21 protein-coding genes and 2 pseudogenes are annotated in these 25,352 nt (G+C 69.3%); 14 read left to right on the top strand and 9 right to left on the bottom strand.

Annotated features, from left to right (window positions below; all coding sequences use genetic code 11):
* Window positions 1-57: 57 nt before the first annotated feature.
* On the bottom strand, window positions 58-429 hold the full coding sequence (locus tag I6J71_RS42230; protein ID WP_304503294.1) for a hypothetical protein: 372 nt from the start codon (window positions 427-429) through the stop codon (window positions 58-60).
* Between the two features lie 22 nt (window positions 430-451).
* Window positions 452-817 carry a hypothetical protein gene (locus tag I6J71_RS42235; RefSeq protein ID WP_204091963.1) on the bottom strand — a complete coding sequence of 122 codons (366 nt, stop codon included), beginning with the start codon at window positions 815-817 and terminating at the stop codon, window positions 452-454.
* Between the two features lie 435 nt (window positions 818-1,252).
* Between I6J71_RS42235 and lanKC the strand changes: the two are divergent.
* Window positions 1,253-3,797 (top strand): annotated as a pseudogene (gene lanKC, locus I6J71_RS42240) (class III lanthionine synthetase LanKC).
* Between the two features lie 50 nt (window positions 3,798-3,847).
* The gene (locus tag I6J71_RS42245; RefSeq protein ID WP_370542254.1) at window positions 3,848-3,976 is read left to right on the top strand and encodes a SapB/AmfS family lanthipeptide; all 129 of its coding nucleotides are present in this window, start codon (window positions 3,848-3,850) and stop codon (window positions 3,974-3,976) included.
* Between the two features lie 1,266 nt (window positions 3,977-5,242).
* Here I6J71_RS42245 and I6J71_RS42250 read toward each other — a convergent pair.
* Window positions 5,243-5,464 carry a hypothetical protein gene (locus I6J71_RS42250; RefSeq protein ID WP_239154220.1) on the bottom strand — a complete coding sequence of 74 codons (222 nt, stop codon included), beginning with the start codon at window positions 5,462-5,464 and terminating at the stop codon, window positions 5,243-5,245.
* A gap of 2 nt (window positions 5,465-5,466) precedes the next feature.
* Here I6J71_RS42250 and I6J71_RS42255 point away from each other — a divergent pair.
* The 5 genes and pseudogenes from I6J71_RS42255 to I6J71_RS42275 form a co-directional block, all read left to right on the top strand.
* Window positions 5,467-6,115 (top strand): annotated as a pseudogene (locus I6J71_RS42255) (ATP-binding cassette domain-containing protein); the annotation flags it as partial.
* Between the two features lie 405 nt (window positions 6,116-6,520).
* Entirely contained in the window at window positions 6,521-8,950 is a 2,430-nt protein-coding gene (locus tag I6J71_RS42260) for a nitrate- and nitrite sensing domain-containing protein (protein WP_204091964.1), read from the top strand.
* Window positions 8,951-9,001: 51 nt separating this feature from the next.
* Entirely contained in the window at window positions 9,002-9,427 is a 426-nt protein-coding gene (locus I6J71_RS42265; protein ID WP_204091965.1) for a roadblock/LC7 domain-containing protein, read from the top strand.
* A complete protein-coding gene (locus I6J71_RS42270; RefSeq protein WP_204091966.1) occupies window positions 9,424-9,792 on the top strand; it encodes a DUF742 domain-containing protein in 369 nt (122 codons plus the stop codon). Before I6J71_RS42265 ends, I6J71_RS42270 begins: the two co-directional genes overlap by 4 nt.
* Entirely contained in the window at window positions 9,773-10,363 is a 591-nt protein-coding gene (locus I6J71_RS42275; RefSeq protein WP_204091967.1) for an ATP/GTP-binding protein, read from the top strand. The genes I6J71_RS42270 and I6J71_RS42275 overlap by 20 nt, the downstream gene beginning before the upstream one ends.
* A gap of 60 nt (window positions 10,364-10,423) precedes the next feature.
* Here the strand turns inward: I6J71_RS42275 and I6J71_RS42280 are convergent, their stop codons facing one another.
* The 3 genes from I6J71_RS42280 to I6J71_RS51485 form a co-directional block, all read right to left on the bottom strand.
* Complete coding sequence (locus I6J71_RS42280) at window positions 10,424-11,800, bottom strand: tryptophanase (RefSeq protein WP_204091968.1); 1,377 nt, start codon at window positions 11,798-11,800, stop codon at window positions 10,424-10,426.
* 45 nt (window positions 11,801-11,845) lie between these two features.
* The gene (locus I6J71_RS42285) at window positions 11,846-12,922 is read right to left on the bottom strand and encodes a tryptophan dimethylallyltransferase family protein (protein WP_204091969.1); all 1,077 of its coding nucleotides are present in this window, start codon (window positions 12,920-12,922) and stop codon (window positions 11,846-11,848) included.
* A gap of 547 nt (window positions 12,923-13,469) precedes the next feature.
* Window positions 13,470-13,607, bottom strand: a complete 138-nt coding sequence (locus I6J71_RS51485; protein ID WP_370542255.1) for a transposase — start codon at window positions 13,605-13,607, stop codon at window positions 13,470-13,472.
* Window positions 13,608-13,843: 236 nt separating this feature from the next.
* On the opposite strand from I6J71_RS51485, the gene I6J71_RS42290 reads away from it, so the two are divergent.
* A complete protein-coding gene (locus I6J71_RS42290) occupies window positions 13,844-14,704 on the top strand; it encodes a cyclopropane-fatty-acyl-phospholipid synthase family protein (protein WP_204091970.1) in 861 nt (286 codons plus the stop codon).
* 178 nt (window positions 14,705-14,882) lie between these two features.
* On the opposite strand, the gene I6J71_RS42295 is transcribed toward I6J71_RS42290, so the two are convergent.
* The 3 genes from I6J71_RS42295 to I6J71_RS42305 all read right to left on the bottom strand — a co-directional run bounded on the left by I6J71_RS42295 (window position 14,883) and on the right by I6J71_RS42305 (window position 18,490).
* A complete protein-coding gene (locus I6J71_RS42295) occupies window positions 14,883-16,193 on the bottom strand; it encodes an MFS transporter (protein WP_204091971.1) in 1,311 nt (436 codons plus the stop codon).
* A gap of 32 nt (window positions 16,194-16,225) precedes the next feature.
* Complete coding sequence (locus I6J71_RS42300; RefSeq protein WP_239154221.1) at window positions 16,226-17,551, bottom strand: MFS transporter; 1,326 nt, start codon at window positions 17,549-17,551, stop codon at window positions 16,226-16,228.
* A gap of 168 nt (window positions 17,552-17,719) precedes the next feature.
* Window positions 17,720-18,490 (bottom strand): IclR family transcriptional regulator, encoded by a 771-nt coding sequence (locus I6J71_RS42305; protein WP_204091973.1) that lies wholly within the window; start codon window positions 18,488-18,490, stop codon window positions 17,720-17,722.
* Between the two features lie 114 nt (window positions 18,491-18,604).
* On the opposite strand from I6J71_RS42305, the gene I6J71_RS42310 reads away from it, so the two are divergent.
* Genes I6J71_RS42310 through I6J71_RS42335 form a run of 6 tightly spaced genes read left to right on the top strand, consistent with a single transcriptional unit; the run spans window position 18,605 to window position 25,072 of the window.
* The gene (locus I6J71_RS42310) at window positions 18,605-19,216 is read left to right on the top strand and encodes a CoxG family protein (RefSeq protein ID WP_204091974.1); all 612 of its coding nucleotides are present in this window, start codon (window positions 18,605-18,607) and stop codon (window positions 19,214-19,216) included.
* Entirely contained in the window at window positions 19,213-20,100 is an 888-nt protein-coding gene (locus tag I6J71_RS42315; RefSeq protein ID WP_239154222.1) for a xanthine dehydrogenase family protein subunit M, read from the top strand. Before I6J71_RS42310 ends, I6J71_RS42315 begins: the two co-directional genes overlap by 4 nt.
* Window positions 20,054-22,375 carry a xanthine dehydrogenase family protein molybdopterin-binding subunit gene (locus I6J71_RS42320; RefSeq protein WP_204091975.1) on the top strand — a complete coding sequence of 774 codons (2,322 nt, stop codon included), beginning with the start codon at window positions 20,054-20,056 and terminating at the stop codon, window positions 22,373-22,375. The genes I6J71_RS42315 and I6J71_RS42320 overlap by 47 nt, the downstream gene beginning before the upstream one ends.
* Window positions 22,372-22,851 (top strand): (2Fe-2S)-binding protein, encoded by a 480-nt coding sequence (locus tag I6J71_RS42325; RefSeq protein ID WP_204091976.1) that lies wholly within the window; start codon window positions 22,372-22,374, stop codon window positions 22,849-22,851. The genes I6J71_RS42320 and I6J71_RS42325 overlap by 4 nt, the downstream gene beginning before the upstream one ends.
* Window positions 22,848-23,633, top strand: coding sequence for an alpha/beta fold hydrolase (locus tag I6J71_RS42330; RefSeq protein WP_204091977.1), 786 nt, complete (start codon window positions 22,848-22,850; stop codon window positions 23,631-23,633). Before I6J71_RS42325 ends, I6J71_RS42330 begins: the two co-directional genes overlap by 4 nt.
* Entirely contained in the window at window positions 23,630-25,072 is a 1,443-nt protein-coding gene (locus I6J71_RS42335) for a UbiD family decarboxylase (RefSeq protein ID WP_204091978.1), read from the top strand. The genes I6J71_RS42330 and I6J71_RS42335 overlap by 4 nt, the downstream gene beginning before the upstream one ends.
* The last annotated feature ends 280 nt before the right edge of the window (window positions 25,073-25,352 follow it).

Raw genomic sequence — 25,352 nt, forward strand, 5'->3', positions numbered from 1 at the left:
GCGACTCCCTGTTTCCGCGGGATCGAGTGCGGTTCTCCGCAGTGGTTGCGCGGCCGGTCAGGCCGAGACGCGTTTCGGCGCCGTGCGCCAGAGCCAGTAGAGCCCGATGAGCGGCAGCACGGCCGGGATGAAGTAGTAGCCCTGGCCGTAGACCGACCACACCGTTGCGTCGGGGAACGCCTGGCGGTCGAAGATGCTCAGGGTGCCGATGGTGAGCACGCCGAGGAGCTCGACGCTGCACGCGACGAGCGCGACGCGCCACCAGCGTTCGCCGCCGATGGCCAGGGCGACCGTGGCCACGAGGTAGATCACGCCGGCGAGGGCCGAGAGCACGTAGGCCAGCGGCGCTTCGTGGTACTTCGTGAGGATCTGCACGACGGCCCGCGACGTCGCGGCCAGCGCGAAGATCGCGTAGACCGCGACCAGCACCCGGCCGGGGCCCGTGGCCGTATTACGCGCTCGCTCCACTCCACACCTCGTTCAGTCGCAGCACCATCACCGGGATGGCCAGGCAGGCGATGCCGAGCACGACCGTGCTCGACCGGCTCCGCTCGGCCAGCGCCCACACCGCGCCGATTGGCAGCACGACGAGGCAGCCGATCAGGTAGGCGAGGAAGGTGGCCAGGCTGCCCGGCCGTTCCCCGCTGATCAGCAGCACGACGCCGACCACCAGCTGGGCCACGAGCAGCAGCTCCACCACGGCGAGCGCGACGAGCAGCGGGGTGTCGGGGAGCTTGTTGCGTGCCGACTGCACGAAGCTCCACACCGCGACGAGCAGCGCGCAACCCGCTACCGCCACCGCGAACCCGAGAATCACCCGTTCCTCCTTCTGCCGCGCCGGCCCCAACGTACCCGGAGACCATTGCAGACCCCTTCGCCGAGGTGCGCGGACGTGGCCCGGGACACCACCGCCCTGTCGCGTGTGGACGGAGCAGTCCCCAGCTCGGGGCGCCCGGAAAACGGCTCACCGGAATCCGTTGATGGCGTTCTGCCAATTCCGCGCTACAGTCGTTCTGGTCTTTGCTCGACCTGCGTCGACGGCGAACGCGCCGAGCGTTACACCACGACCGAGTGGTCGAGAATCACTCAGGGTTCCCGGAATCCGGCCCCGTGGCCAGTGGTGGCTACCCTGATCAGCCCAGCCGAACGCCCGGGTTGGCGGATTGGCCGTTGCACCTCCGACGTGCGGGAATATTCCTCGTCAACGTTTCCGGAAACACGGATTCGGGAGCAGGCGGAGGGGATCGGTTTCATGGACGTCCGGTACGAAGCGTTCTGCTTCGCCGATCCATTGTTCTTCGACGAACAACGGATGAGCGCAACGGCCGCCGACGACTTCGCCGCGGACTTGCCGGCACCGGGACCGATGTGGACGGTCGGGACGCGCGGCATCTGGCGCGTGCTGCACCCGCAGGGCTCCAACCTGCCGGAACAGGGCTGGAAGGTGCACGTTTCGGCCGGAATGGACAATGCGGACCGCGTGCTGGCGGCGGTGCACGAGTACTGCGTGGACCACCGGGTCGCGTTCAAGCACCTGCGGTCTCGGGCGATCCTGCTGGCGCGGAATTCCAAATACGCACCGCGCGACGGAAGCGGCAAGATCGTTCATTTATCCGGGGGACACCCGGGAACTCGAACGGGTTCTTCATGATCTTTCTTCACGGCTGGACGGCGAGCACGGCGCTTATGTCTTGAGCGATCTCCGCTACGGTTCCGGACCGTTGTACGTTCGTTATGTCGGATTCGCCGAACAATGGGTTGAACACGACGGAACGCGGGTGCTCGCGATCCGCAAACCCGACGGTACGCCCGTTCCCGATCGACGGGAGCCCGTTTTCTCGGTACCCGATTGGGTGAAGATTCCGGCATGTCTGGACACGAGCCTGGCGGCACGCAAAGGCGGCGACCCAGGGCAGTTCCCGTACCGCGTCACGAGCTCCCTGCACTTCTCCAACGGCGGCGGCGTGTACCTGGCCGAGCACAAAGTGCACGGCCGGACCGTGGTGCTGAAGGAGGCGCGGCCGCACGCCGGTCTCGACCGGGCGCTGGTGGACGCCGTCGAGCGGTTGCGGCGCGAGCACGAGGTGCTCGAGCGGCTGGCGGACGTTCCGGGCGTTCCGGACGCCTACAAGCGGTTCACCGTGTGGGAGCACCACTACCTGGCGATGCAGCGGATGCCGGTGACCTCGCTGGGCAACTGGCTCGCGCTGCACTACCCGCTCACGCGCCGCCACAGCACCGACGCCGACCTGCTGGCCTACCGCGACCGGGCGCTCGGTGTGCTCGCGCGAGTGGAGCACATCGTCGGGGACCTGCACGAACGCCTGATCGTGTTCGGCGACCTGCACGCGCTGAACGTGCTGGCGGCCGACGACGACACGGTGTCGCTGATCGACTTCGAAATGGCGCTCGACGTGGCTTCGGGCGAGCGGCCGGCGCTGGGCGCGCCCGGGTTCCGCACGCCGGCCGACCGGCACGGGTTCGACATCGACCGCTACGCGCTGGCGATGCTGGGGCTGTGGCTGTTCCTGCCGCTCGCGACGCTGCTGGAGCTCGCGCCGGCGAAACTGCGCGGGGCGGCGGAGTTCACACAGCGGCGGTTCGGGCTGCCCGACGGGTACGCGGATGAGCTGGTGCGGGTGCTCGGGGTGCCCGGGGCCGCCGTCCCGCGCACGGAGCTCGACGAGGAGCGGCCCGACTGGTCGGTGGTGCGCTCGCAGATCGCGGAAGCGGTGTTGTCGGCTTCGACACCGGAGCGAACGGACCGGTTGTTCCCCGGTGACATCGAGCAGTTCCGCGTGGGCGGCGCGTGTTTCGGCTTCGGCGCGGCAGGGGTGCTGCACGCGCTGGCCGTCGCGGGGGCCGGCCGGTTCCCGGAGCACGAGCAGTGGCTGCTCGAGCACGTGCGCCGCGAGCCACCCGCGCGGCCGGGGTTCTTCGACGGGAGCCACGGCATCGCGTACGTGCTGGAGAACTTCGGCCACCACGATGCGGCGAGCTCGCTGCTGGCCGCGTCGCGGGCGCTGGTGGAGCAGACGACGGACCACGCGCTGGAGGGCGGGCTCGCCGGCATCGCGCTGACGCAGCTGCACTTCACGACGACCCGCGGGGACAACGAGTTCGGCCGCCAGGCGCTGAGCACCGCCGTGCGGCTCGCGCAGAGGCTGGAGACGGCGGCGCCGCCCGGGAAGTTCGCGCGGGCGGGACGGCTGAGCGGCTGGTCGGGGCCGGCGCTGCTGTTCGTGCGGCTGTACGAGCGGACCGGTGAGCCCGCCTGGCTCTCGTTCGCGGACCAGGCGCTGCGCCGCGACCTCGAAGAATGCGTCACCGCGGACGACGGCTCCCTCCAGGTCCGCGACGGCGAGCGGCGGACGCTGCCGTACGCGGGCATCGGGAGCGCCGGGATCCTGATGGTGACCGAGCAGCTGGCGCGGCACTCACCGGGCGCCGCGGCGTGCGCGAGCCTGCCGGCGCTGCGCGAGGCGTGCCGGGGCGAGTTCGTGATCCAGCCGGGACTGCTGCACGGGCGCTCGGGCCTGATGGCGGCGCTGTCCTTCGACGGGGCTCCCTCTGACCGCGTGCGGTCCGCTGTGGATCTCCACCTCGCGCGGCTTTCGTGGCACGCCGTTCCCTACCGCGGTGGCCTCGCCTTTCCGGGCAACCAGCTGCTGCGCCTGTCGACCGACGTCAGCACCGGGAGCGCGGGCGTGCTGCTCGCGCTGTCGGCCCTGCTGGACGGTGCGGAGGTGCTGCCGTTCCTCGGCGCCACACCGTCCCCCCACACCTCCGGCCGCTGAGTGCCGGTGGAAAGAACAGAGAAGGGATCACCAGGCAACTGGTTCTCGACCTGCAGGCCCTCGAAGCTCCCGAAGCGCTCGACGGCCACGGCGGTGGCCACGGGCACGGTGCGCCGAGCAACCTGAGCCTGCTCGCCTCGTGCGCGCACAGCACCCTCAGCCTGCTGACTTGCCACTGACGGTTTTCCTTCTGACGTGAGGCGCGGGAGCGGCGCAGGCCAAGTGCGCCGCTCCCGCGTCCCCATTCTGCGCGTTCGCCGTGCGCGGTGGGACCGATCGAGCGGGGAGTGAGATGCCGGGGTACGTCGCACTTTCCGACCACCGCGCCGTCGGGCCGGCCGCGGTCGCGGTGTCGTGGGGTGAGGGTTCGGGGCAAGTTGCCGCCGGTCTGGGTGGATTGCCACAGCCTTTGGCACGACGTGGTGGCAACGAACGGCCACGGGCGGCAAGCGCTCCGCCGGAACGGCAAGCTGCCCATGCCGTAGTCGACTTGCCACAGTCGACGGCACGCCGTGGTGGCGACGGGCAGCCGAGAACCGCGAGCCCGCGCCCCGTCCGGCACGGTGCCAGTCCCGAAGCCGGCTTGCCACACCGGGCGCCAGCGCAGACCGGCGAAGCGCGGCAAGCGGACAGACGAGCGGCACGCGCACGTTCGCCGCGGCAAGATGCCATACCCGAGGCCGACTTGCCAGAACCGTTGGCAAGCCGAGGTGGCGAGCGGCCGCGATGGACCGCGAGTGCGGACCCCAGGCGGCAAAGTGCCACACCCGGGACAGACTTGCCGCAGTCATCGGCAAGACGAGATGGCGAGCGGCCACGGCGGAGCACACGTGCGGACCACAGGCGGCAAAGTGCCACACCCGGGACAGACTTGCCACAACCGTCGGCAAGACGAGATGGCGAGCGGCCACGGCGGACCGCAAACGCGGACCACAGGCGACAAAGTGCCAAACCCGAGACCCCCTTGCCACAACCGTCGGCAAGCCGACGTTCTAAGCGGCCACGGTGGACCGCAAGTGCGGACCCCAAACGGCAAGGTGCTAATCCCACCCCGAGTTGCCGCAGCGAGCGGCAAGTAGGCCGCGGCCGGAGGAGGCCGGGGATCGGTTGCTGGTCGACGTCGCGCGGCGGGATCCGTGGTGGTTTGGTGGCGTTGGTCGTGATCGCGGTGGTGGCGACGGGCGCGAGTTGCTGTTGCCCGGGGCGCTCGCCGCGGCGGCCGATGCGGTGTTGAGCGGGCGGGGGGCCGGGCGTACGGTCGCGTGGCTGCTGGCCGTCGGCGCGGCGGAGATCGCGGCGGACGTGGTCGGCGGGGTCGTGGTGGTTCGTGGTGGCCAGGTAGACGAGGGCGCCGAGCGCCGCGCCGGGCGTCAGCTCGCCGTTCGCGACCAGGCGCGGCGCGAGGACCAGCGAAAGCACGAGCGGCAGGAACGCGCCGAGGGAGATCACCAGCGACCGTCGAGGTCCAGGTTCCGGACGACCGGCACCGGCGCGGCGCCCCAGCGGAAGGTGAGGCCGCGGACGTTGAGGTCGGTGTTCCGCGGCTTCGCGGTCGCGCGGGGTGGCTCGGGCACCTCCGCGGTTTCGGCCAGCCGGCGCAGGGCGACGAGCAGGCGCAGCACGACCGTCCCGGCGGTGGCCGCGAGGCCGCGCAGCGCGGGTTGCATAGCTGCGGCCGGGTGACCACCTCGCCGTGATCGGCCCGAGCGGAATCGGCAAGTCGACCTCGCCGCCCTGCTCACGGGACTGCTCACCCCGCAGGCCGGCCAGGTGCTGCTCGACGGGGTGCCCGTCGCCGAGGCCGCGAGCCGGCACGACCTCATCGCGCTCATCCCGCAGCAGGCGTACCTCTTCGCCGGCACGGTTCGCGACAACCTGGGACTTTTCGCCCCCACCGCCACGGACGAGCACCTGGCCCGAGCGGCGGACGCCGTCGGCGCGGCAGGCCTGCTCACCCGGCTCGGCGGCCTCGACGGCGAACCCGGCCACGAAGCCGAAGGCCTGTCCGGCGGCGAAGCGCAGCTCATCGCCCTCGCCAGGGTCTACGCGAGCGGTGCGGAAGTGGTAATCCTGGACGAAGCGACGTCCACTTTGGACCCGGCCGCCGAGGCGCGTGCCGAGCCTTCGCCGCACGTGGTGGCACGCTGGTCGTGATCGCCCACCGGCTGTCCTCCGCCGTCCGCGCCGGTCGCGTGCTCCTGCTCGACGGCCGCGAGACCCTCATCGGCAGCCACGCCGACCTGCTCGCCCGCTCGGCGCGGTACGCGGCGCTGATGCAGGCGTGGCTGCCGGCTGCGCCGGTCCGAACGGCGGGGTGACCGATTGGCACCATTCACGGCGAATACGTGTCGACAAATCTCTTCAGCGACTACCCGGCCAGTGGGATCCACCACCGTTCCCGGATTCCACATTCACTCGTTCAGCCCAGCGGGGCACTACCCGCCAATCGACCGGAGCCCGGACCACGGGAAATGCGGGTAATCGGCCGCCTACCCCTCGTGACCGGCCCGGAAGCGGTGTCGACCGGCAGGTCGGCTACGCGATCGGGAGCACCACGATGGTCTCGTTCGTGGTAAAAAACGGACCCGCTGATCTGTTCCGTGGTGTAACGAAGGGTGAGTCGAGGATTCATGAGGGCGACCCACCCCGTACCACTGCGGTATCCGCTTCCCCGGCCGGGTTCCGGCTTTTGCTGACTGTGACTCAGGAGTTCGTGAATCGTCGTGGAGAACAAGGATGAGTCCGGTAAGGCGTACGACAAGTCGATCCGGAAAAGGCTGACCAGGACCGTTCTCATCCCGAGCATCACGCTGCTCGTGCTGTGGACCGCGGTCTCGTCGTATTTCTTCATCAACGGCCTGTACGTGCGCCTCGTCGCCGTCTCCGTGCGCGAGGTGTCGATCCCCGCGATCAACGCGCTGTCGGCGCTGCAGCAGGAGCGCCAAGTCGCGCTGCAGTACCTCGACGGACCCGGCACGGGGATCGACCAGCTGCAGCAGCAGGAGAAGGGCACCGACGAGAAGCTCAAGGGCATGCAGGACGCCTTCGCGTCCACGATCTCGAGCGCACCCGCCGAGATCGCCGACAAGGTCACCGCGCTGAAGTCCCAGCTCGACCAGTTGCCGGTGCTGCGTTCGCAGATCAACTTCCGCACCATCGGCCGCGCTCAGGTGAACGGCTACTTCAACGGCCTGCTCGACACCGCGTCGACGCTGTTCGACACCCAGGCCCGCATCGTGCCCGACGCGACGGCCGTGCAGGGCGCGATCTCCGCGACCTCGCTGTTCCGCGCGAGCGACCTGATGTCGCGCGAGACGTCGCTGGTGTCCAGCGCGCTGGCGAGCGGGAACTTCGCCCCCGACGACTTCGTGCAGTTCACGCAGCTGACGGGGTTCTACCGCACGCAGGTCAGCCAGGTCGCGCCGTTCCTCGAGCCCTCGGTGCGCGACCAGTACCAGGCCCTCGTGGCGAGCCCGGCCTGGAAGCAGCTCACCGACGCGGAGAGCGCGCTCGTGAAGCACGGCCCGTGGACGCAGGACGACCGGGACACGGTGCCGGTCGCGGCGGCGGACTGGCACACCCTCACCAACCAGGTCGCGAGCGGCCTCACCGCGCTGACGATCGCCCAGGGTGACAAGGTGTCCGCTGCCGCCATCGATTCCGGTGACGCCCAGCTGCGCAACGCGATCATCGGCAGCATCGTGGCCCTGCTCGCCTCACTGGCCGCGATCATCGTCGCGGTGCGGGTGTCGCGCTCGCTCGTCGACCGCGCCCTGATGACGCGGCTTGAGCGCCTGCGCAACGACTCACTGGACCTCGCCCGCAACCGGCTGCCGAACATCGTGGGCCGGCTGAAGAACGGCGAACCCGTCGACGTGAGCGCCGAGCTGCCGCAGCTCGACCACGGCCTCGACGAGATCGGCCAGGTGGCCGAGGCGTTCAACGTCGCGCAGCTGACCGCCGTCAACGCGGCCGCCAGTGAGGCCAAGGCCCGCAGTGGTGTCCACAACGTGTTCCTCGGCATCGCGCACCGCAACCAGGTGCTCGTGCACCGGCAGCTGCAGATCCTCGACGAGATGGAGAGCCGGGAGGAGAACTCCACCCAGCTCGCGTCGCTCTTCCAGCTCGACCACCTCGCGGCCCGTGCGCGCCGCACCACGGAGAACCTGATCATCCTCGGCGGCAAGCAGCCGGGCCGGCGCTGGCGCAAGCCGGTGTCGCTGATGGAGGTGCTGCGCGCCGCCGTCTCCGAGACCGAGCAGTACTCGCGGGTGCAGGTCGAGCAGGTGCCCGAAATCTCGATCGTCGGGTCGGCCGTGGCCGACACCATCCACCTGATCGCCGAGCTGGTGGACAACGCCACGTCGTTCTCCCCGCCCGGCTCACCGGTGGAGGTGACCAGCCGGATGGTCGCGCGCGGCGTGGTCGTCGACATCTCCGACCAGGGCCTCGGCATGAAGGAGGGCGTGCGCGACTGGGCCAACTCGATGATGGCCGACGCGCCCGAGTTCGACGCCATGGCGCTGCGGGCCGACTCCAGTCTCGGCCTGTTCGTGGTCGCGCGGCTGGCTTCGCGGCTCGACATCACCGTCACGTTCGATCCGTCCCGGTACGGTGGCACCCGCGCCACCGTGCTGATCCCGACCCAACACCTGGCCGGCGACGAGTCGGCCGATGCCGTCGGCAACGCCGAGTTCCGGTCCGAAGCCCCGCGCGAGCACGACGCGGTACTGGAACCGGTGGGCGGCTCCACCCGTCCGGCTCTGGAGAACTCACCGCGTCTCATGGAACCCACCAGCTCGTTCACCGGCCAGATCCCGATGAGGCGAGACGCCAAGCCGAGGCCGTACCCGGCTCGCGCGTACACCCCGGTCGAGCATCCCGACCAACCACAACCGCCGGCTCCGGTACGCGCACCGGTAGCCGCGGCTGGGGAACCGGCCGGCGAGCCCGACCAGAGCCTGCTGCGCGGCGACGACCGGCCCCGGCTGCCCCGGCGGCAGCCGCAGCAGAACCTCGTCGCACAGCTGCAGCAGGACGATCCGGGCGAGCAGAACGCCGACGTCGCGGCCAACGGCGAAGCCACGGCCCGCACGCTGATGGCGTTCCACAAGGGCACCCGCCGCGCGCGTGGCGGCGCCGACGATGCCTAGTCCGCGACAGCACCCAGGAAAGTCCACACAGGAAAGTCAAGGTCTCTCCGCATGAACGAGTACGGGAACTCCAAACCCGACCTCAACTGGCTCCTCGACGATGTCGTCCACCGCGTCGTCGGCGCGCAGAACGCCATCGTGCTGTCCGCCGACGGCTTGCTGCTGGGCAAGTCGAACGGCATGAGCAAGGACGACTCCGACCAGTTGTCGGCGATCGCGTCCAGCCTGCAGAGCCTCGCCAAGGGGGTGAGCCGGCAGTTCAACCGGGGTCCCGTGCTGCAGAACATGATCGAGATGGAGGGCGGGTACCTCTTCGTGTCGGCGGCCGGCCAGGGCGCGTGCCTGGCGGTGCTGGCCGGTGCCGACGTGGACGTCGAAATGATCGCCTACGAGATGAACCGGCTGGTCAAGCGCGTCGGCGACTACCTCGCTTCGGCGCCGCGGGAAGCCACCGCGATGCTCAGGGAGGCCACGTGACCGACGACAACTGGTACGACGAGGCCGCCGGGCCGCTGGTGCGGCCCTACACGATCACCAGTGGCCGCACGCCGTCGGAAGGTGCGCTGCTCGACGTGTCCACGCAGGTGATGACCCTGCAGTCGGAACAGGAGCCGGCAGGTCTCGGCCCGGAGCACCTGGCGATCACCCGGCTGTGCAGACGGCCGCTGTCGGTCGCGGAGATCGCGGTATACGTGAAGCTGCCGCTCGGTGTCGTCCGGGTGCTGTGCAGCGACCTGATCGAGCGCGGCCGCGTCATCACCCGATCCCCGTCCCACCAGCCGGCCCAGGCGCCGGACCACGATACTCTCCAGGCGGTTCTCGATGGCCTCATCAAGCTCTGACGGCAAGGCGATCGACTCGGTCCCGACGCCGGTCAAGATCATCATCGCGGGCGGCTTCGGCGCCGGGAAGACCACGATGGTCAGCTCGGTCAGCGAAATCCCCCCGCTGTCCACGGAGGAGGTGCTGACCGAGGCGAGCAACGGCGTCGACGACCTGTCCGGTGTGGAACGCAAGAAGACCACCACGGTCGCCTTGGACTTCGGCCGGATCACGATCTCGCCCCGGCACGTGCTGTACCTCTTCGGCACACCCGGCCAGGAACGCTTCTGGTTCATGTGGGACGACCTCGCGCGCGGCGCGATCGGGACCATCGTGCTCGCGGACACGCGCCGCCTGGAGACGAGCTTCGCGGCCGTCGACTTCTTCGAGCGGCGCCGGATCCCGTTCATCGTGGCGGTGAACTGCTTCGACAACGCCCCGCGCTACACCGCGGACGAGATCCGCGAAGCGCTGGTCGTGCCGGACCGCGTGCCGATCGTGATGTGCGACGCGCGGCAGCGGGATTCGAGCAAGATCGCCCTGATCCGCCTGGTGAAACACGCCATGACGGTGGTCCCGCAGCCCGCCTGACACCCGTGGGAGGGGAGCCCCCCGGTTCCCCTCCACCTTGTCCGATGTGGACGAACGCGGTCAGGCCGCCACCGGGGCCATCGTCAGGTTGAAGTGCCGCAGGATCTTGGGTGCCTCGACGATCCGGTAGCCCGGCACGCTTTCCGGGTTCTTCGCGATGTCACCCAGGATCTCGGCGACGTAGTCGTAGTGGCCACGGGAGTAGGTGCGGCGCGGTAGCGCGAGGCGGACGAGCTCGAACGGCGCCGGCGTCACCAGTTCGTTGTTCTCGTCGAGCTCGCCGATGTAGAGCGAACCCAGTTCCGCGCAACGGATCCCGCCCGCCAGGTACAGCTCACACGCGAGCGAGTGGCCCGGGAAGCGGCTCGCCGGCAGGTGCGGCAGCAGGCGGCCGGCGTTGAGGTACAGCGCGTGGATGCCCGGCGGCTGCACGATGTCCACGCCCGCTTCGTTCGCGAGCTGCGCCAGCCGCGCGGCCTCGGCCGCCCTGTTCTCGAGGTAGTGCGGGTCGAGCACCTCCTCCACGCCCTTGGCCAGGCGGTCGAGGTCGTGGGCGCCGAGGCCGCCGTAGGTGCGGAAGCCTTCGGTGGCGATGAGCAGTGCCTCGCACCGCTGCGCGAGCTCGGGATCGCGCAGGCCGATGAACGCGCCCATCGGCGAGATGCCGTCCTTCTTGAGGCTGGCCACACATCCGTCGACGAGGCCGAACGCCTCCTCGGCCACCTCGCGCGGCGTCTTGCCCGCGTAGCCCTCCTCGCGCTGCACCACGAGCCAGGCGTTCTCCGCGAACCGCGCGGCGTCGAGGAAGATCGGCACGCCGTGCGCCCGCGCCAGGCGGCTCGCGGCGGCCAGGTTCGCCATCGACACGGGCTGGCCACCACCGCCGTTGTTCGTGATCGTGACGAGCACCATGCCGACGCGCCCGGCCTCCGGCCCCGTGAGCAGCTGCTCCAGGACGTCGAGGTTGATGTTGCCCTTGAACGGTTCCAGGCTGTCGAGGTCGGCGAACTCCGCGCACGGCAGGTCGCGGGCCTCGGCGCCGAGCAGCTCGACGTTGGCTCGTGTGGTGTCGAAATGGGTGTTGCTCACCGAGATCTTGCCCGGCCCCAGCACGTTCGAGAACAGCACGCGCTCGGCCGCCCGGCCCTGGTGCACCGGCAGGAGGTGCGGGTAGTGCGTGAGCTCGCTCAGGGCGTCGCGGAAGCGGTAGAACGACTCAGAGCCCGCGTACGCGCGGTCCGCGGCCGTGGCCGCCGCCTCCTGCCCCGTGGAGACCGCACCGGTCCCCGAGTCCGTGAGCAGGTCGATGGAGACCATGTTGGCCGGCAGGTTGAACGCGTTGTAGCCGGCCTCGGCGAGCGCTCGCTCACGCTCGGCGCGAGTGGTGACCGGGATTTCCACGACGACCTGGGCACGATAGGGCGGGAAGGTCCGCATCAGGTGTTTCCTCCACTGTCTGGTGTCGGTGAAAAACTACCGCAGTCAGGAAACCAGTCCGAGAACCGGCCTCTTTCGCGCAGGCAGAACCTGATAAGCCTCCGATGACAGGTAGACGGTGATTCCCGAGCCGAATTCCCCCATTCTCAGAGCGACGTGGGCGATCAGCCCGACACCGGCGCACAGTGGTCGCTGCGAGACCGCTGCCAGGGCTTTGTCCAGTTTTGTCCCGTCGAAGCCGTACTGCGCGAGAACGGCGTGCGCGCGGGCGCACGCCACTTCGTCGTCGGGCACGTAGCTGCGAATGGGAAGATAAACGCTGTAGTTGGCCGGCCGGGCGCCCGAGCCTTCCACGAAAGAATAACTGGAGACCAGCGGCCTGTCTTCGAACGGACCTTTCCCGCCACCGAGCACGGCGAGGAATTCGCGGATCAGCAGCGGGTCGGTTCCGGCCACCAGTTCTGCCGCGCGTTCGGCGTCGGCCGAATCCGCGGCCTCGTGCGACACGTACACCTTCACCCGCGAAAGCGGTTCGTCGTCGAGGTCGAGCGCGAAGAACGAGAAGTTGTCGCGCTCGCCGCGACGCAGCGCGTGCTCGATCATGGGATCGAATGCTTCGGCGATGTTCAGCCGGCGCAATCCTTCGCTGACCAGGGAATCGGCCATCTCCGGACCGCTGATCTGCGGGTTCAGGTAGACCTTGATCCTCGGCGCGCGGCCCGGCCGGAAGATCAGCGAGTACCACAGCGTGAACGGACCCTGCCTCTCTTCGTGCGGCAGGAACAGGTCGGCCACGGCGTCGAGCCGGTCGGTGACCAGGCCGTACTCGCCGGCCACCTGGTCGAGGAACTCGCGCGGACTCCTCGACCCGACGGTCTCGCCGAGGACTCGCACCACGCATTCACCCGTGGTGTCAAAGGCCACGGAGAATTCAATGGGAGTTGTGTCGTCCGCCACATTCGAGGCGAATTCAGGCGGCGCGGAGAGGCTCTTTTCCCCTTGAGCGCCCAGCAGGCCGCGCAATAAGCTCAGGTGACGGCCGTCTGCGCCGTCGAATCCGACTACTTCGCAAAGCCGGTCGAGTTGTCCGCTGATATGGGTGTACATCGACAAATCAGCCATCGACACACTCGCTCCGACCATGGCTCAGTATTCACCGTTCATTCGTGCTTTCATGCGTTCGGCTCAGCCGCGTCACCACCGTCTGGCGGAGGGACAAGAGAACCGTCGAACAGATTAGTCGGATGAATACTGCGCCGCTACGTCTGACGGGGCGATCCGGACACGAAAAGCTGTGCCTGAGTGTGCTCGTGGGATCGGAGAGTTCACCTGAACAACGCATCGACACGACGAGGTACGGCGGGTACGTGGGCACGAACATCGTGGCGGCCCGCCCGGGCATTACGGACGCAGTCTTCCGATGTTTGGCGGTGTCTTCGCTGGTAGTGGCCTCGCCGGGCGCGGGTTCGGCGGCTTGGTCGCCAGCCTGGCGAGTGACCGGCGTGGTCCGGTCGACACGGCCTGGCTCAGGCACGCTCCGCGGCCGCTCGCAGCGCTCACGAGCGACACTGAGCTTGTCGAGCACCGGAAGTTGTCTCTCCGCTTCGCCCCGAGTGAGCAGAGCCTGCGTCGGCAACCCACGGCCATCCACGGCGAGGCGCTTCCCCGCTCACCCCTCCGTGGTCCCAGGCTGCCCGTCCTCGGCCCACAGCCGGAGCCGCTTGCGCGCGGTCTTCCCGTGGCCGTAGCCTTCGGGCGGTTCACACCACAGGGCACCAGTCCGCAGCCTCCACCGGATCTCGGTGATATGACCAGTCGACGATCACACCACCGCCCGCCAACTGCCGCAACAACGACTCGAATTCGGCTTCCGCCCAATCCCGCACCTCATCCGGCCGGCGACCGCACCCGATTACCAGAAACCCGGCTCAATCACTTACCGCACCACGCTTCAGGGGCGAATAGCTCGGTTGGCGGCTGGACGCATTCCGGTGCCAATGCCATCATCAGCGGCGCACTGAGGCGGGGCAGAAGGGGTACAGCGTGACTTCGGTAACAAACGGTGGCGGAATTGAAGAGACGGTGCGCGGCTATTACAACGCGGCCATCGACGCATATTCCGTGATGATGCCCCAAGACGCCTGGCACCACGGCGATGAGCGTGCCCACGAGGCGGGACTTTCGTCGGAGGAGGCTGCGCTGGACATGCAGCGCCAGCTGGTTGCCGCGGCCGGAATCACTGCCGATGATCTCGTGCTGGACTTCGGTTCCGGTGTCGGCGGCGCAGTGGTCACCATGGCGGAGATGACCGGAGCGCGGTTCATCGGCATCTCGAACAACGACGCGCTGACCGCAAAAGCTCAGCGGCTGGCCGCGGCGCGTGGGTTGGCCGACAAGGCCTTCTTCCACTCGGTTGGCGACACCGAGTACCGAACACTCGGGGCGTGGCCGGATGGCGCGTTCGCCGCCATAACCTACCAGGAATCGGTGGTCCACCTTCCCGACAAGCAAGCATTCTTCAACGCTGCTTTCCGGGTGCTGCGCCCGGGCGGAACGCTGGCTGCCGTGGACTGGATTCAGCGGCCGTGGGGAGAATATCGGAGTCCCGAGCAGATCGACGCAGTGATGTCGGAAGTCAACCGCGCATTCTGCATTCCTTATCACGCCACGGTCGAGCAGTACCGGGACATGCTTGCGTCCGCCGGGTTCACCGTCCGCGAAGCGATCGACCTGTTCCCCTCCGGCCCGTGCTGGGGATCGACGCCCGAGGACGAGCGGGAAAAGTGGCTCGCCTACGAAGGTGACCGAAACGATCTCTTCCACGACGGGAAAGTCGCTCTCGACGCGGCGCGGGCCGCGGGCGTCTTCTCGGTGGCCAAGCTGGTCGCGACCAAGCCCGCCTAGTCGATGCGCCCGCGGTGTGCGGCGAGCGGGCGCATTTGGCGGACGGTCTCGGTCCGGACGACCGGCGTGCTGTCGGCGTTCCAGACCCGGCGAAGCACTGATACTCCGCGCTGACGAAGCGGGACCGCCGAGGCGACGAACGCCTCAGCGGCCCCTGGCCGGTGCGGGGGAAGCCGGCCTACTCGATGGCTTCGATCCGCCGCCCCGTCGAGTCCGGGGCGGCCAGCGACAGCACGGCGGCCGCGACCGGCCCGACGATGCCGAACGCCAGGGCGAGGGGCACGGTGCCCGCGATGGACAGGGCGACGAGCGGGAACAGGCCCGCGCCGAAGCCGCGTCCGGCGTAGTAGCTGAGGTTCGAGCCGGTGGACCGCACGCGCGTCGGGAAGAACTCGGCCATCCAAACGCCCAGCACGCCGAAGCCGCTGGCTGCCGCGGCGCACATCATCAGCGCCCAGAAGGTGGGCGAGACCCAGAAGTTCGGGCCGATCTTCGCGCTGTGGGTGACCACGAGGATCAGGAACCAGGCGAACCCGATGATGCCGAACGCGCCGGCCACGAACATGGCCCACTTGCGCTTGATCGTGTCGGACAGCATGCCCGCGAGCGGGTAGGTGACGGCGGTGACGATCAGGTTCAGCAGCACGATCAGGCTGGCCGTGCCGAGCGGCACCTTCTCGACCTTGATCAGGAACGTCGAGAGGTAGGAGATCATCGAGTTGGTGGTGAGGAACAGGGCCGTCGCGATGCCCATGAACAGGATCGTGCCCCCCGCGTAGCCCTTGCGGAACAGGTCGACGATCGGCACCTTCGTGCGGCGCAGGTGCTCGGGCACGCGGCCCTCGCGCAGCTCCTTCTGGTAGGTGCGCCACTGCTCGGACTCCGGCAGCATGATCGCCGAGAACACACCGATCAGCAGGGTCACGAGGCCGATCACGATGTAGCCCGCGCGCCACCCGGAGGCGGTGCCGAACTGGACGATGCAGAAGTAGATGACACCCTCGGTCACGATCTGCCCGACGATGTACATCGACTGGATCGAGCCGCCCATCAGGCCGCGGCGGCTGGTCTTCCAGGCCTCCGCGAACATCGAGTACGACAGACCGAACAGACCACCCATGCCGATGCCGGCGAGCAGTCGCGTGAGCAGGAACAGCAGGTAGTTGGGTGCGAGCCCGCCGAGCAGGGCGGCGAGGCCGAACACGACCACGGAGCCCGTGTACGTCCAGCGGCGGCCGTACAGGTCACCGAGCCAGCCGACGAGGATGCCGCCCGCGATCGACGCGAAGCCCTGCAGCGTGGCGACCTGCACGATCTGGATCGTGCTCACGTGCAGGCTCTCCGACAGGTACGCCAGCGGGTACCCGACGAGGTTCAGCTCCGCGCCGTCGAACAGGGTGCCGAGGAACGCGAAGATCAGGATGCGCGCGGTGGCCGGACGCAGGCCGGTTCCGCCGCCGGTCGGCGCGTTGATGCGAACGGTCGACATTCAGGGGCCTTTCACGGGGAAGGGAACAGGGGTCAGTCGGGGAGCTGCTGACCGCGGGTTTCGGGGCAGAACGGGGCGACGACGAGGCCGAGGATGTAGATCAGGCCGACGACCGTCGCGGCGACGCCGTACCCGCCGAGCTGCGAGATGATCGCGCCGGCGGTGAGGGGCCCGAGGAACGCGATGAAGCGCGCCGCGTTGAAGACGAACGCCGCGCCGGTCGCGCGCAGGTGCGTCGGGTAGAACTCCGGCAGCCACACCGGCATCCAGGTGTACTGGCCGAGGGTGAAGAACCCGTTGATCACCAGCACGACCACGATCAGGGCGAGGCTGTGCGTCCACAGGAACAACACCGGCGTGAGCACCAGCGACGCGCCGAAGAACAGCAGCACGGCGGGTTTGCGGCCGAACCGGTCGGCGATGAAGCCGAACGAGATGTAGCCGGCGATGGCGCCCGCGTTGTAGATCATCCCGGCCGCACTGGCCCACGACTGTCCCGAAGCTCCGTTGTGGGCGGCCTGCGAAGCGACGTACGCGGGCACCCAGGTGGAAATGCCCCACCAGCCGAGCGTGGTGACCAGTGACATGAGCGACCCGAGGATGGTCAGCTTGCGCAGCTTGGGGTCGACCATGATCTGGCGCAGCGTGAGCCGCGTGAACGACTGCTCGTGCTCGGTGAGCTTCTGGTCCTTGCGTTCCTTCAGCGCTTTGCGGCGCTCGTGCGCGGACTTCCAGTTCTCGGACTCGGGCACCGACTTGCGCAGCCACAGTGCGAACAGCGCCGGCAGCACGCCGATGAGGAACATGTACCGCCAGGAGTCCGCACCCAGCGGCGCGATGAAGAGCCAGCAGGCCGACGCGATGAAGAAGCCCAGCCCGAGACCGCACTGCATGAGGCCCGCGGCCTTGGCCCGCGCGTTGGCCGGCCAGGTCTCGGCGACCAGCGACGTGCCGGTGCCCCACTCCGAACCGAGCGCGAACCCGGTGATGAAGCGCAGGACCAGGAACGACGTCCACGACCACGAAGCCGCGGTGAGACCTGTGAACGCCGCGTACATGACCATCGAGGTGAGCAGCGCGCGGCGCCGGCCGAAGTAATCGGCGAACACGCCGCCGAGGATGCCGCCGAAGCCCCAGCCGAGGAGCGTGACGGCGATCGTGGCGCCCGTGAGGAAGGCGACCTGGCTCGCGGGGGCACTGGGGTCGAGCCGCTTCAGGACGACCGCGGCCGTGAGGATCAGCGCGTACGTCTCGAACCCGTCGAACAGCCAGCCGAGGTTGGCCGCGAGGAGCGACCGCCACTGCGTCCGGGTGAGAGCACGGGTCCAGGTCGTGGGTTTGACGGCGACGTCGCTCACGGCCATCTCCTTCCGGGCCGCCCTGGGCCGGATCGGGACTGGAGTACGGGACAGGATGTCCTCTATCTAGGACATCGAGTCCCGCATGCGGCACATTAAGCGAGCCGGTCGACGGTGGTCAAGAATGGTGCGAACAGGGAAGATCGGAAAAGGTCCGCAGTTGCGGAACTATCCTTCGATCTTCTCCGCACCTCCGGTCCGATCCGTGATCCTGAGTCCGCATTCGCGGATCAATGATCCATGTTGATCCACAGTGGACTCGTTCAGTTCCGAGGAGAACGCGAGCGTGCAGACGACCATCGACACCCGCCCCTGCGGGTCGAACACGGGCGCCGCGACACCCGACTGACCGAGGTCGAACTCCCGGACACTCACGGAGTACCCGCGCTTGCGGGTGGCCTCGAGCTCGTCGCGCAGCCGGTCGCGTGTGGTGACCGTCTCGGGCGTGAACCCCTCCAGTCCGTAGCGCGCGGCCAGGCGCTCGACGTTCGCCGGCTCCTCCCACGCGTAGAAGGCGCGCATGATCGCGGGTGCGGAGAACGGGAACGTGTCGCCGATGCCGACGGTGATGCGCACTCCCTTGCCACGGTCACCCTTCGCGAGCACCGAGTACTCGGCGGGTCCGTGGCGCTGCACGGCGAAGACGATGAAGCCCGTGCGCTGGCTCAGCGAATCGAGCTCCTGCTGCACGATGTCGGTCATCCAGTCCTCGGACACACGTGACATCGACAACAAACGCGGGCCCAGCGTCCAGCCGCCGCGGTCGCCGCGCGTCGCCGTCCAGCCGGCCCGCTGGAGCGTGCCGAGGATGTTGTAGGCCGTGCTGCGATTGAGGCCCAGCTCCTCGATCAGCACGCCGGACGACACGGGTTCGGGCCAATCGCGCGCAATCCGCTCCAGAAGCCGCACCGCGTTCAGCACCGCAGGAACGTCGCTCACCTTCGTCACCCCTCGCCATTCTGCCTCAGCGCACGGTAGCCGAGCTCTTTTCGAGTTCGCCAGGACCGTGTTAACGTCCTCTAGAGCAGACACTAAGTCCTCTATGGTGGTCATATGAAGCTTGGATCCTCCTTTGTCGTCCCCGCGGATCACAAACGCGTGTTCGCGCACTTCCTCGATCCCGACACGATGCGGGTTTCGATCCCGGGCGCCGCGGAACTCGTCCGGACGGACGAGACGCACTACCGCGGCAAGCTCGTGAACGAGATCGCGCACGTGAAGTTCAGCGCCGGGTTCTCGGCCGAGATCACGCAGTTGACCGAGCCCGAGGAGGTCCTGGCCCTCCTCAAGGGCGAGGACCACAAGCTCGGCAGCTCGATCAAGATCGACGCCCGGCTCGCGGTCGCGCCCGACGGCGACAACTCCGCCAAAGTGGAGTACAGCCTCGACGTCGCGATCTGGGGCAAGATCGGCCGCATGGGCGAGTCGATCGTGCGCCGGCGCTCGCAGGAGGTGGAGCGGGAGTTCGTGGCCGCCTTCGCCGAGATCTGCGCCGCCGGCCCGCCCGGACCGGACAACCCGGGCCTCAAGACGGTACTCGCCAAGCGCGAAGCGCCGGCCAAGAAGAAGGCGCCCGCGCCCGCCACCGGTTCCGGTGCCGCCGCGCCAGCGCGCGAGTCGTGGTGGCGCCGCCTGCTCGCCAAACTGTTCGGCGGTAAGAAGTGACGGCCTTCCACTACGCCACCACGCTCGAGGAGACCTGCGCGCTCCTCGACGACGGTGAGGACACGATGGTCTACGGCGGCGGCACGGCCGTGCAGATCCTGCTCAAGCAGGGCGTGCTGTTCGCCACGGACCTGGTCGACATCGGCGGGGTCGCCGGGCTCGACCAGATCGAAGAGACGGCCAAGGGCCTCCGGGTCGGGCCCCTGGTCACGTTGCGCCGCATGGAGACCAGCCCGGTCGTGCAGCGGGTCGCCCCGCTGGCGGCCGAGGTCTACGGCCGCGTCGCCAACCCGCGTGTGCGCAACACCGCGAGCGTCGCGGGCAACATCGCCCACGGCGACTACCGCCTCGACCCGCCGACGGCGCTGATGGTGCTCGACGCGACGGTGGAGATCACGTCGCGCCGCGGCTCGCGCAAGGTGCCCGCGCGCGAGTTCTTCGTCGACTTCCAGCAGACCGCGCTCGAGCACGGTGAGCTGGTGACCGGGATCGAGATCCCGAAGCAGCCCGAATCCGCGGGCGCGCACTTCGCGAAGCTGTCGAGCCTGGCGGCCAACGACTGGCCCGCGGCGTCGGCGGCGGCGCTGGTGGTGGAGGGTTCGCGCGGCAAGCGCGAGGTCCGGCTCGGGCTGGGCGCGCTCAGCCACGTGCCGGTGTTCCTGCAGTTCGAGACGACGGCCGACACGCCCGTCGACGCCGTGGTCGAGGCGGCCAAGGACGCCGCTTCGCCGTTGCTCGAACCGATTCCCGACGTGCGCGGGAGTTCTGACTACAAGCGGCGCCTCGGCCTCGTGGCCGTGGAAGAAGCCGTGCGCAACTCTTGGAAGGAGGGCAGCGATGACGACCGTCGAACCTCGTTCTTCGGCCGGCGCCGCCGTCGGTGAGCGCTGGGCCCGTGTCGACGGGCGGGCCAAGGTCCGCGGTGAGTACCGCTACGCCGCCGACCAGCCGATCCGGCCGTGCCTCGACGTGGCCGTGCACCGCAGCACCCGCCCGCACGCGAAGATCACCGCCATCGACACGAGCCAGGCGCTCGCGGCCGAAGGTGTGGTCGCCGTGGTGACCGGCGAGGACCTGTACGCGGAGTTCGGCGACCGGCTGATGACCGGCCCGGCGTTCTCCGACCAGCCGTGCCTGGCGCACGGCAAGGTGCGCTACGTCGGCGAGCCGATCGCCGCCGTGATCGCGCACAGCGCGAAGCAGGCGCGCGAAGCGGCCGAGCTCATCGAGGTCACCTACGACGAGCTCGAGCCGATCCACGACGTCGACAAGGCCGTGCAGGGCGCGCCGTACGTGCACGACGAGCTCAAGCCGTCGATCGTGTTCGGCGACCTCAAGCACCTGCGCGGCATCCGCGACACGAACGTGAACTACGAGTTCAACCTGCGTCGCGGCGACCCGTCGAGCGTCTCCGGCACCACGGTGTCGTACGACTTCTGGTGCCCGCCGACCCACCACGTGCCGATCGAGCTGCCGTTCGCGTCCGCGTGGTGCGAAGGCGACCGGCTGGAACTGCTGGCGACCACCCAGACGCCGTCGTACGTCCGGCAGTCGCTGGCCGACCTGCTGGACCTGCCGCTGAACCGCGTCCGCGTGCGCACCGCGCCGCTGGGTGGCAGCTTCGGCGCGAAGATGTACGACCGGCTGGAACCGCTGGTCGCGGCGCTGGCGTGGACGCTGAAGCTGCCCGTGAAGATCACGGCGACTCGCGAAGAGGCGTTCCTGCTGACCACGCGCCACGGCTGCGCGGTCGCGGGCAGCATGACGGCCGACGAGAACGGCATGATCGTCGCGTCCACTTCGGACGTGCGCTACGACACCGGCGCGTACGCCGACGTCGGCCCGCGCATCACGGCGAAGTCGGGCATGGTCGCGCCCGGTCCGTACAAGGTCGAGAACGTGTCCGTGAAGTCGCGGTGCGTCTACACGAACAAGCCTTCGGCCGGTCCGTTCCGCGGGTTCGGCGTGCCGCAGGTGACGTGGGCGCACGAGTCGCTGGCTGACGAGCTCGCTCGTCAGCTCGGTGAGGACCCGGTGGAGTTCCGCCGCCGCAACATGCTGCGCGAGGGCGACACCGCGCCCGTCGGCACGCCGATGCACAGCGCCGACTTCATGGGCAGCATGGAGGCGGTGGCCGAGGCCATCGGCTGGGGCACGCCGTTCGTCAAGCAGGAAGGCCGGCTCGTGCGGGGCCGCGGCATCGCGGTCGGGATGAAGGCGGTGCTCACGCCGACGATCTCCAACGCGACCGTGCAGCTCAACCAGGACGGCTCGGCGTCGCTGCTGATCAGCACGATCGACATGGGCCAGGGCAGCGACACGATCATGGCGCAGATCGCCGCCGAGGTGCTCTGCCTCGACGAAGGTGGCGTGCGCGTCGTGCAGGCGGACACCGACGTGACGCCGTACGACACGATCACCGCCGGCAGCCGCTCGACCTACCACACGGGCAACGCCGTGCGCCTGGCCGCGGAGAACATGCGCGACAAGCTCGTGGCGCTCGCCGCGGAGCGGTTCGGCGTCGAGGCCACGGACATCAAGCTCACGTCCGACGGTCTCGTCAGCGCGCAGACGCAGGAGACGGTGTCGATCTCGGAACTGCTGCACGGCCACTTCGGCGCGCGCGGCACGACGCTGACCGCCGAGGCCAACTTCACGACGTCGTGGCAGCCCTACGACAAGGAGACCGGCCAGTCGCCGCAGGTCACCGAGCACTGGTTCGCCGGTGCGGCCGCGGTGCAGCTGACGGTGGACACCACGACCGGGCGCGTCCACATCGAGCACCTCGCCGTGGCGGGTGACGTGGGCCGCGCGATCAACCCCGCGATGGTGGAGCAGCAGCTCTCCGGCGCGGCGATCATGGGCATCGGGCACGCGCTGTTCGACCAGATGGTGTTCGACGAGGGCCAGATCGTGAACGGCACGCTGCTGGACTACCAGCTGCCGTCCATCAAGGACATGCCCGACAAGCTCACACCGATCATCATCGAAAGCCCGCACCGCACGGGCCCGTTCGGCGCGAAGGGCGTCGGCGAGACCACCATCATCCCGCTCGCGCCGGCCATCGCCAACGCCGTGCGCGACGCGACCGGCGTGCGCATCACGACGCTTCCCCTGACGCCGGAACGGATCCTGACCGCGCTGGAGGAGCAGGCATGAGGGAGATCGAGCTGAAGGTCAACGGCCTGCGCCGCAAGCTGGGCGTGGCCGACGACGAGCTGCTGCTCGACGTGCTGCGCCGCGAGTTCGGCACGACGAGCGTGCGCGAGGGCTGCGGCGTCGGCGCGTGCGGCGCGTGCACGGCGCTCGTGGGCGGCAAGAGCGTGTCGACGTGCCTCTCGCGGGCGGCGCGGTTCGACGGCGCCGAGATCACCACGGCCGACGGGCTGCCGCGCGACGACGAGGTCGTCGAGGAATTCGTGGAGAACCGCGCGATGCAGTGCGGTTACTGCATCCCCGGGTTCGTCATGATGGCGCACGAGCTGCTGGGCGAGAACCCGCAGCCGACGGACGAAGAGGTCGTGGAGCACCTGGAGGGCAACATCTGCCGCTGCGGCACGTACTCCGAGATCCACGCCGCGATCAAGGCGGCGGCCGCGCGCCGGGCCGCCCGGAACGAAAGGGCCACCGCGTGAACGTCGAAACCCCGCAGGGCACCCTGCACGTCCACCGGACGGGAACGTCGGGTCGGCCGTTGCTGCTCCTGCACCCGCTGGCGCTGTCCGGCGCGGTGTGGGACCCGGTGGCTCAGTTCTTCGCCGACAAGGCGCAGGTGCTGGCGCTGGACGCCCGCGGTCACGGCGCGTCTACCTGGGACGGGAACGACTTCACCGTGGCGGACATGGCGGCCGACGCGGCGGCCGTGATCGAAGCCGCCGGCGCCGGCCCGGCCGACGTCGTGGGGCTGTCGATGGGCGCCAGCACGGCGCTGACGCTCGCGGCGGCGCGGCCGGACCTCGTGCACCGGCTCGTGCTGGCCGATGGCACGGCCTACTACGGCGACGACGCGGTGCCGGTGTGGGCCGAGCGGGCGGAACGCGCGACGACCGTGGCGCGGGACAAGCAACTCGACTTCCAGCGCGACCGGTGGTTCGCCGCGCCGTTCCTCGAGCAGCACCCCGACGAGGTCGAACGCGTCTGCGAGATCTTCCTGAAGACCGACTCGGCCGCGCACGGCGCGGCGTGCCGGGCGCTCGGCGGGCTGGACGCACGGGCGCGGCTCGGTGACGTGACGGCCCGGACGCTCGTTCTCGTCGGCGAGGAGGACTACGCGACGCCGCCGGAGATGTCGCGGGCGCTGGCCGACGGGATCCGCGACGCCCAGCTGCGCGTGCTGGAGAAGACGCGGCACCTGAGCCTGCTGGAGCGGCCCGACCTGTGGCCGGAGCTGGCCGAGTTCTTCGGCGGTTCGAAGTGACGGAACCCCTGCTCAGCCTGCGCACGCACCTCGACGCGATCACGAGCTACGGCGAGCTGCGCGACGTCAAGGGCGCGAACTGGGACCTCGAGCTGGGCGGGCTCGCCGAGCTGAGCTACCGGATGGACCCGCCGCCGGCGTTGCTGTTCGACGACATCACCGGCTACTCGAGCGGCCTGCGTGTGCTCACCGGCAGCACAGGTTCGCCGCGCCGGCTGGGCCGCACGCTGCGGCTCGGCGAGGACCTGGACGACGTCGGGGTGGTCGACGCGCTGCGGGGCAAGCCTTCGCAGTGGGCCGCGGCGGCTCGGGACTTCCCGGTGCTACCGGTCACGGACGCGCCGTTGCTGGCCAACGAGGTCCCCGGGGAACAGGTGAACCTGCTCGACTTCCCCGTGCCGCGATGGCACGCGGACGACGGCGGGCGGTTCATCGGCACCGGGTGTTTCGTCGTGACGTCCAATCCGGACACCGGCGTCCACAACGGCGGGTGCTACCGGATGGAGGTGCAGGACGACGGCCGTGGCGTGACCGTCGCGATGGTGCCGGGCAAGCACGGTGACCAGAACGTGCGGCGCTGGTTCGAGAAGGAGGGCCGCGCGCCGGTCACCGTCTCCTTCGGCCACGACCCACTGCTGCTCGTGCTGGGCGGCACGGAGGTGCCGGGCGGGATTTCGGAGCTGGAGTACGCGGGCGCCGTGCTGGGTTCGCGCGTGCCGGTCGTGCTCGGGCCCGACACCGGCCTGCCGATCCCCGCGGGCAGCGAGATCGCGATCGAGGGCTGGCTGCGCCCCGATCTCCAGCGCGACGAGGGCCCGTTCGGCGAGTGGACGGGCTACTACTCGGGCAAGCGCCGGCCGAACCTGGCCATCGACATCACGCGCATGTACTACCGCGACAACCCGATCCTGCTGGGCGCGCCGCCCGGGAAGCCGCCGCACGACTACTCGTACATGCGGACCGTGATGAAGTCCGCGATGATCCACGACGAGCTCGCCGCCACCGGCGTGCCCGGCATCGTGAAGGCCTGGGCCCACGAATCCGGCGGCGGCCGCCTGTTCATCGCGGTCTCGCTGCAGCAGAAGTACCCCGGCCACGCCCGCCAGGTCGCCTACCTCGCCGCCCAGTGCCCCGCCGCGGCCTACATGAACCGCTACGTCGTGGTCGTGGACGACGACGTCGACCCCGCCGACCCCGACGAGGTCATCTGGGCCATGTCCACCCGCAGCGACCCGTCGCGGGACATCGAGGTCATGAAGCAGACCTGGGGCAGCAAACTGGACCCGCTCTTCGTGGAGGGCTCGCCCGCCTACAACAGCCGGGCCATCGTGGACGCCTGCCGCCCCTTCGAGCGCTTGGACTCGTTCCCGAAGGTGGCCTCCAGCGACCCCGCGTTCCTGACCGAGCTGGCCGACAAGTGGCGGGACGTCCTGGACTGACGCTCCCTGTCTCCCCGACCGCCCGGCCTCGTCGGGAGGTGCAACAGCACTCCCCCGACGAGGCTGGGTTCCCACCTGCCGCACCCACCAACGGTGCGGGAATCAACCGCCGCGGCAGGCAACCTCACCAACCCCGCCCTCCGCCTCACCACCGACAGCGCGGAATCACGACGGGCAGCCTCACCAACCCCCGGCCGGATACGAAACCCGACCCAACGCACCCACACCCTCCCCCGCACCACGATCCCCGCGCCTTACACGGTCCGGGACCCGTTGTCAA

Source organism: Amycolatopsis sp. FDAARGOS 1241, assembly GCF_016889705.1.
Classification (GTDB): Bacteria; Actinomycetota; Actinomycetes; order Mycobacteriales; family Pseudonocardiaceae; genus Amycolatopsis.

Coding starts and splice junctions, on each gene's coding strand:
- I6J71_RS42275 (WP_204091967.1), top strand. CDS start 9,773: ATGGCCTCATCAAGCTCTGACGGCAAGGCGATCGACTCGGTCCCGACG.
- I6J71_RS42295 (WP_204091971.1), bottom strand. CDS start 16,193: ATGTCGACCGTTCGCATCAACGCGCCGACCGGCGGCGGAACCGGCCTG.
- I6J71_RS42285 (WP_204091969.1), bottom strand. CDS start 12,922: ATGGCTGATTTGTCGATGTACACCCATATCAGCGGACAACTCGACCGG.
- I6J71_RS42310 (WP_204091974.1), top strand. CDS start 18,605: ATGAAGCTTGGATCCTCCTTTGTCGTCCCCGCGGATCACAAACGCGTG.
- I6J71_RS42325 (WP_204091976.1), top strand. CDS start 22,372: ATGAGGGAGATCGAGCTGAAGGTCAACGGCCTGCGCCGCAAGCTGGGC.
- I6J71_RS42250 (WP_239154220.1), bottom strand. CDS start 5,464: ATGCAACCCGCGCTGCGCGGCCTCGCGGCCACCGCCGGGACGGTCGTG.
- I6J71_RS42280 (WP_204091968.1), bottom strand. CDS start 11,800: ATGCGGACCTTCCCGCCCTATCGTGCCCAGGTCGTCGTGGAAATCCCG.
- I6J71_RS42320 (WP_204091975.1), top strand. CDS start 20,054: ATGACGACCGTCGAACCTCGTTCTTCGGCCGGCGCCGCCGTCGGTGAG.
- I6J71_RS42265 (WP_204091965.1), top strand. CDS start 9,002: ATGAACGAGTACGGGAACTCCAAACCCGACCTCAACTGGCTCCTCGAC.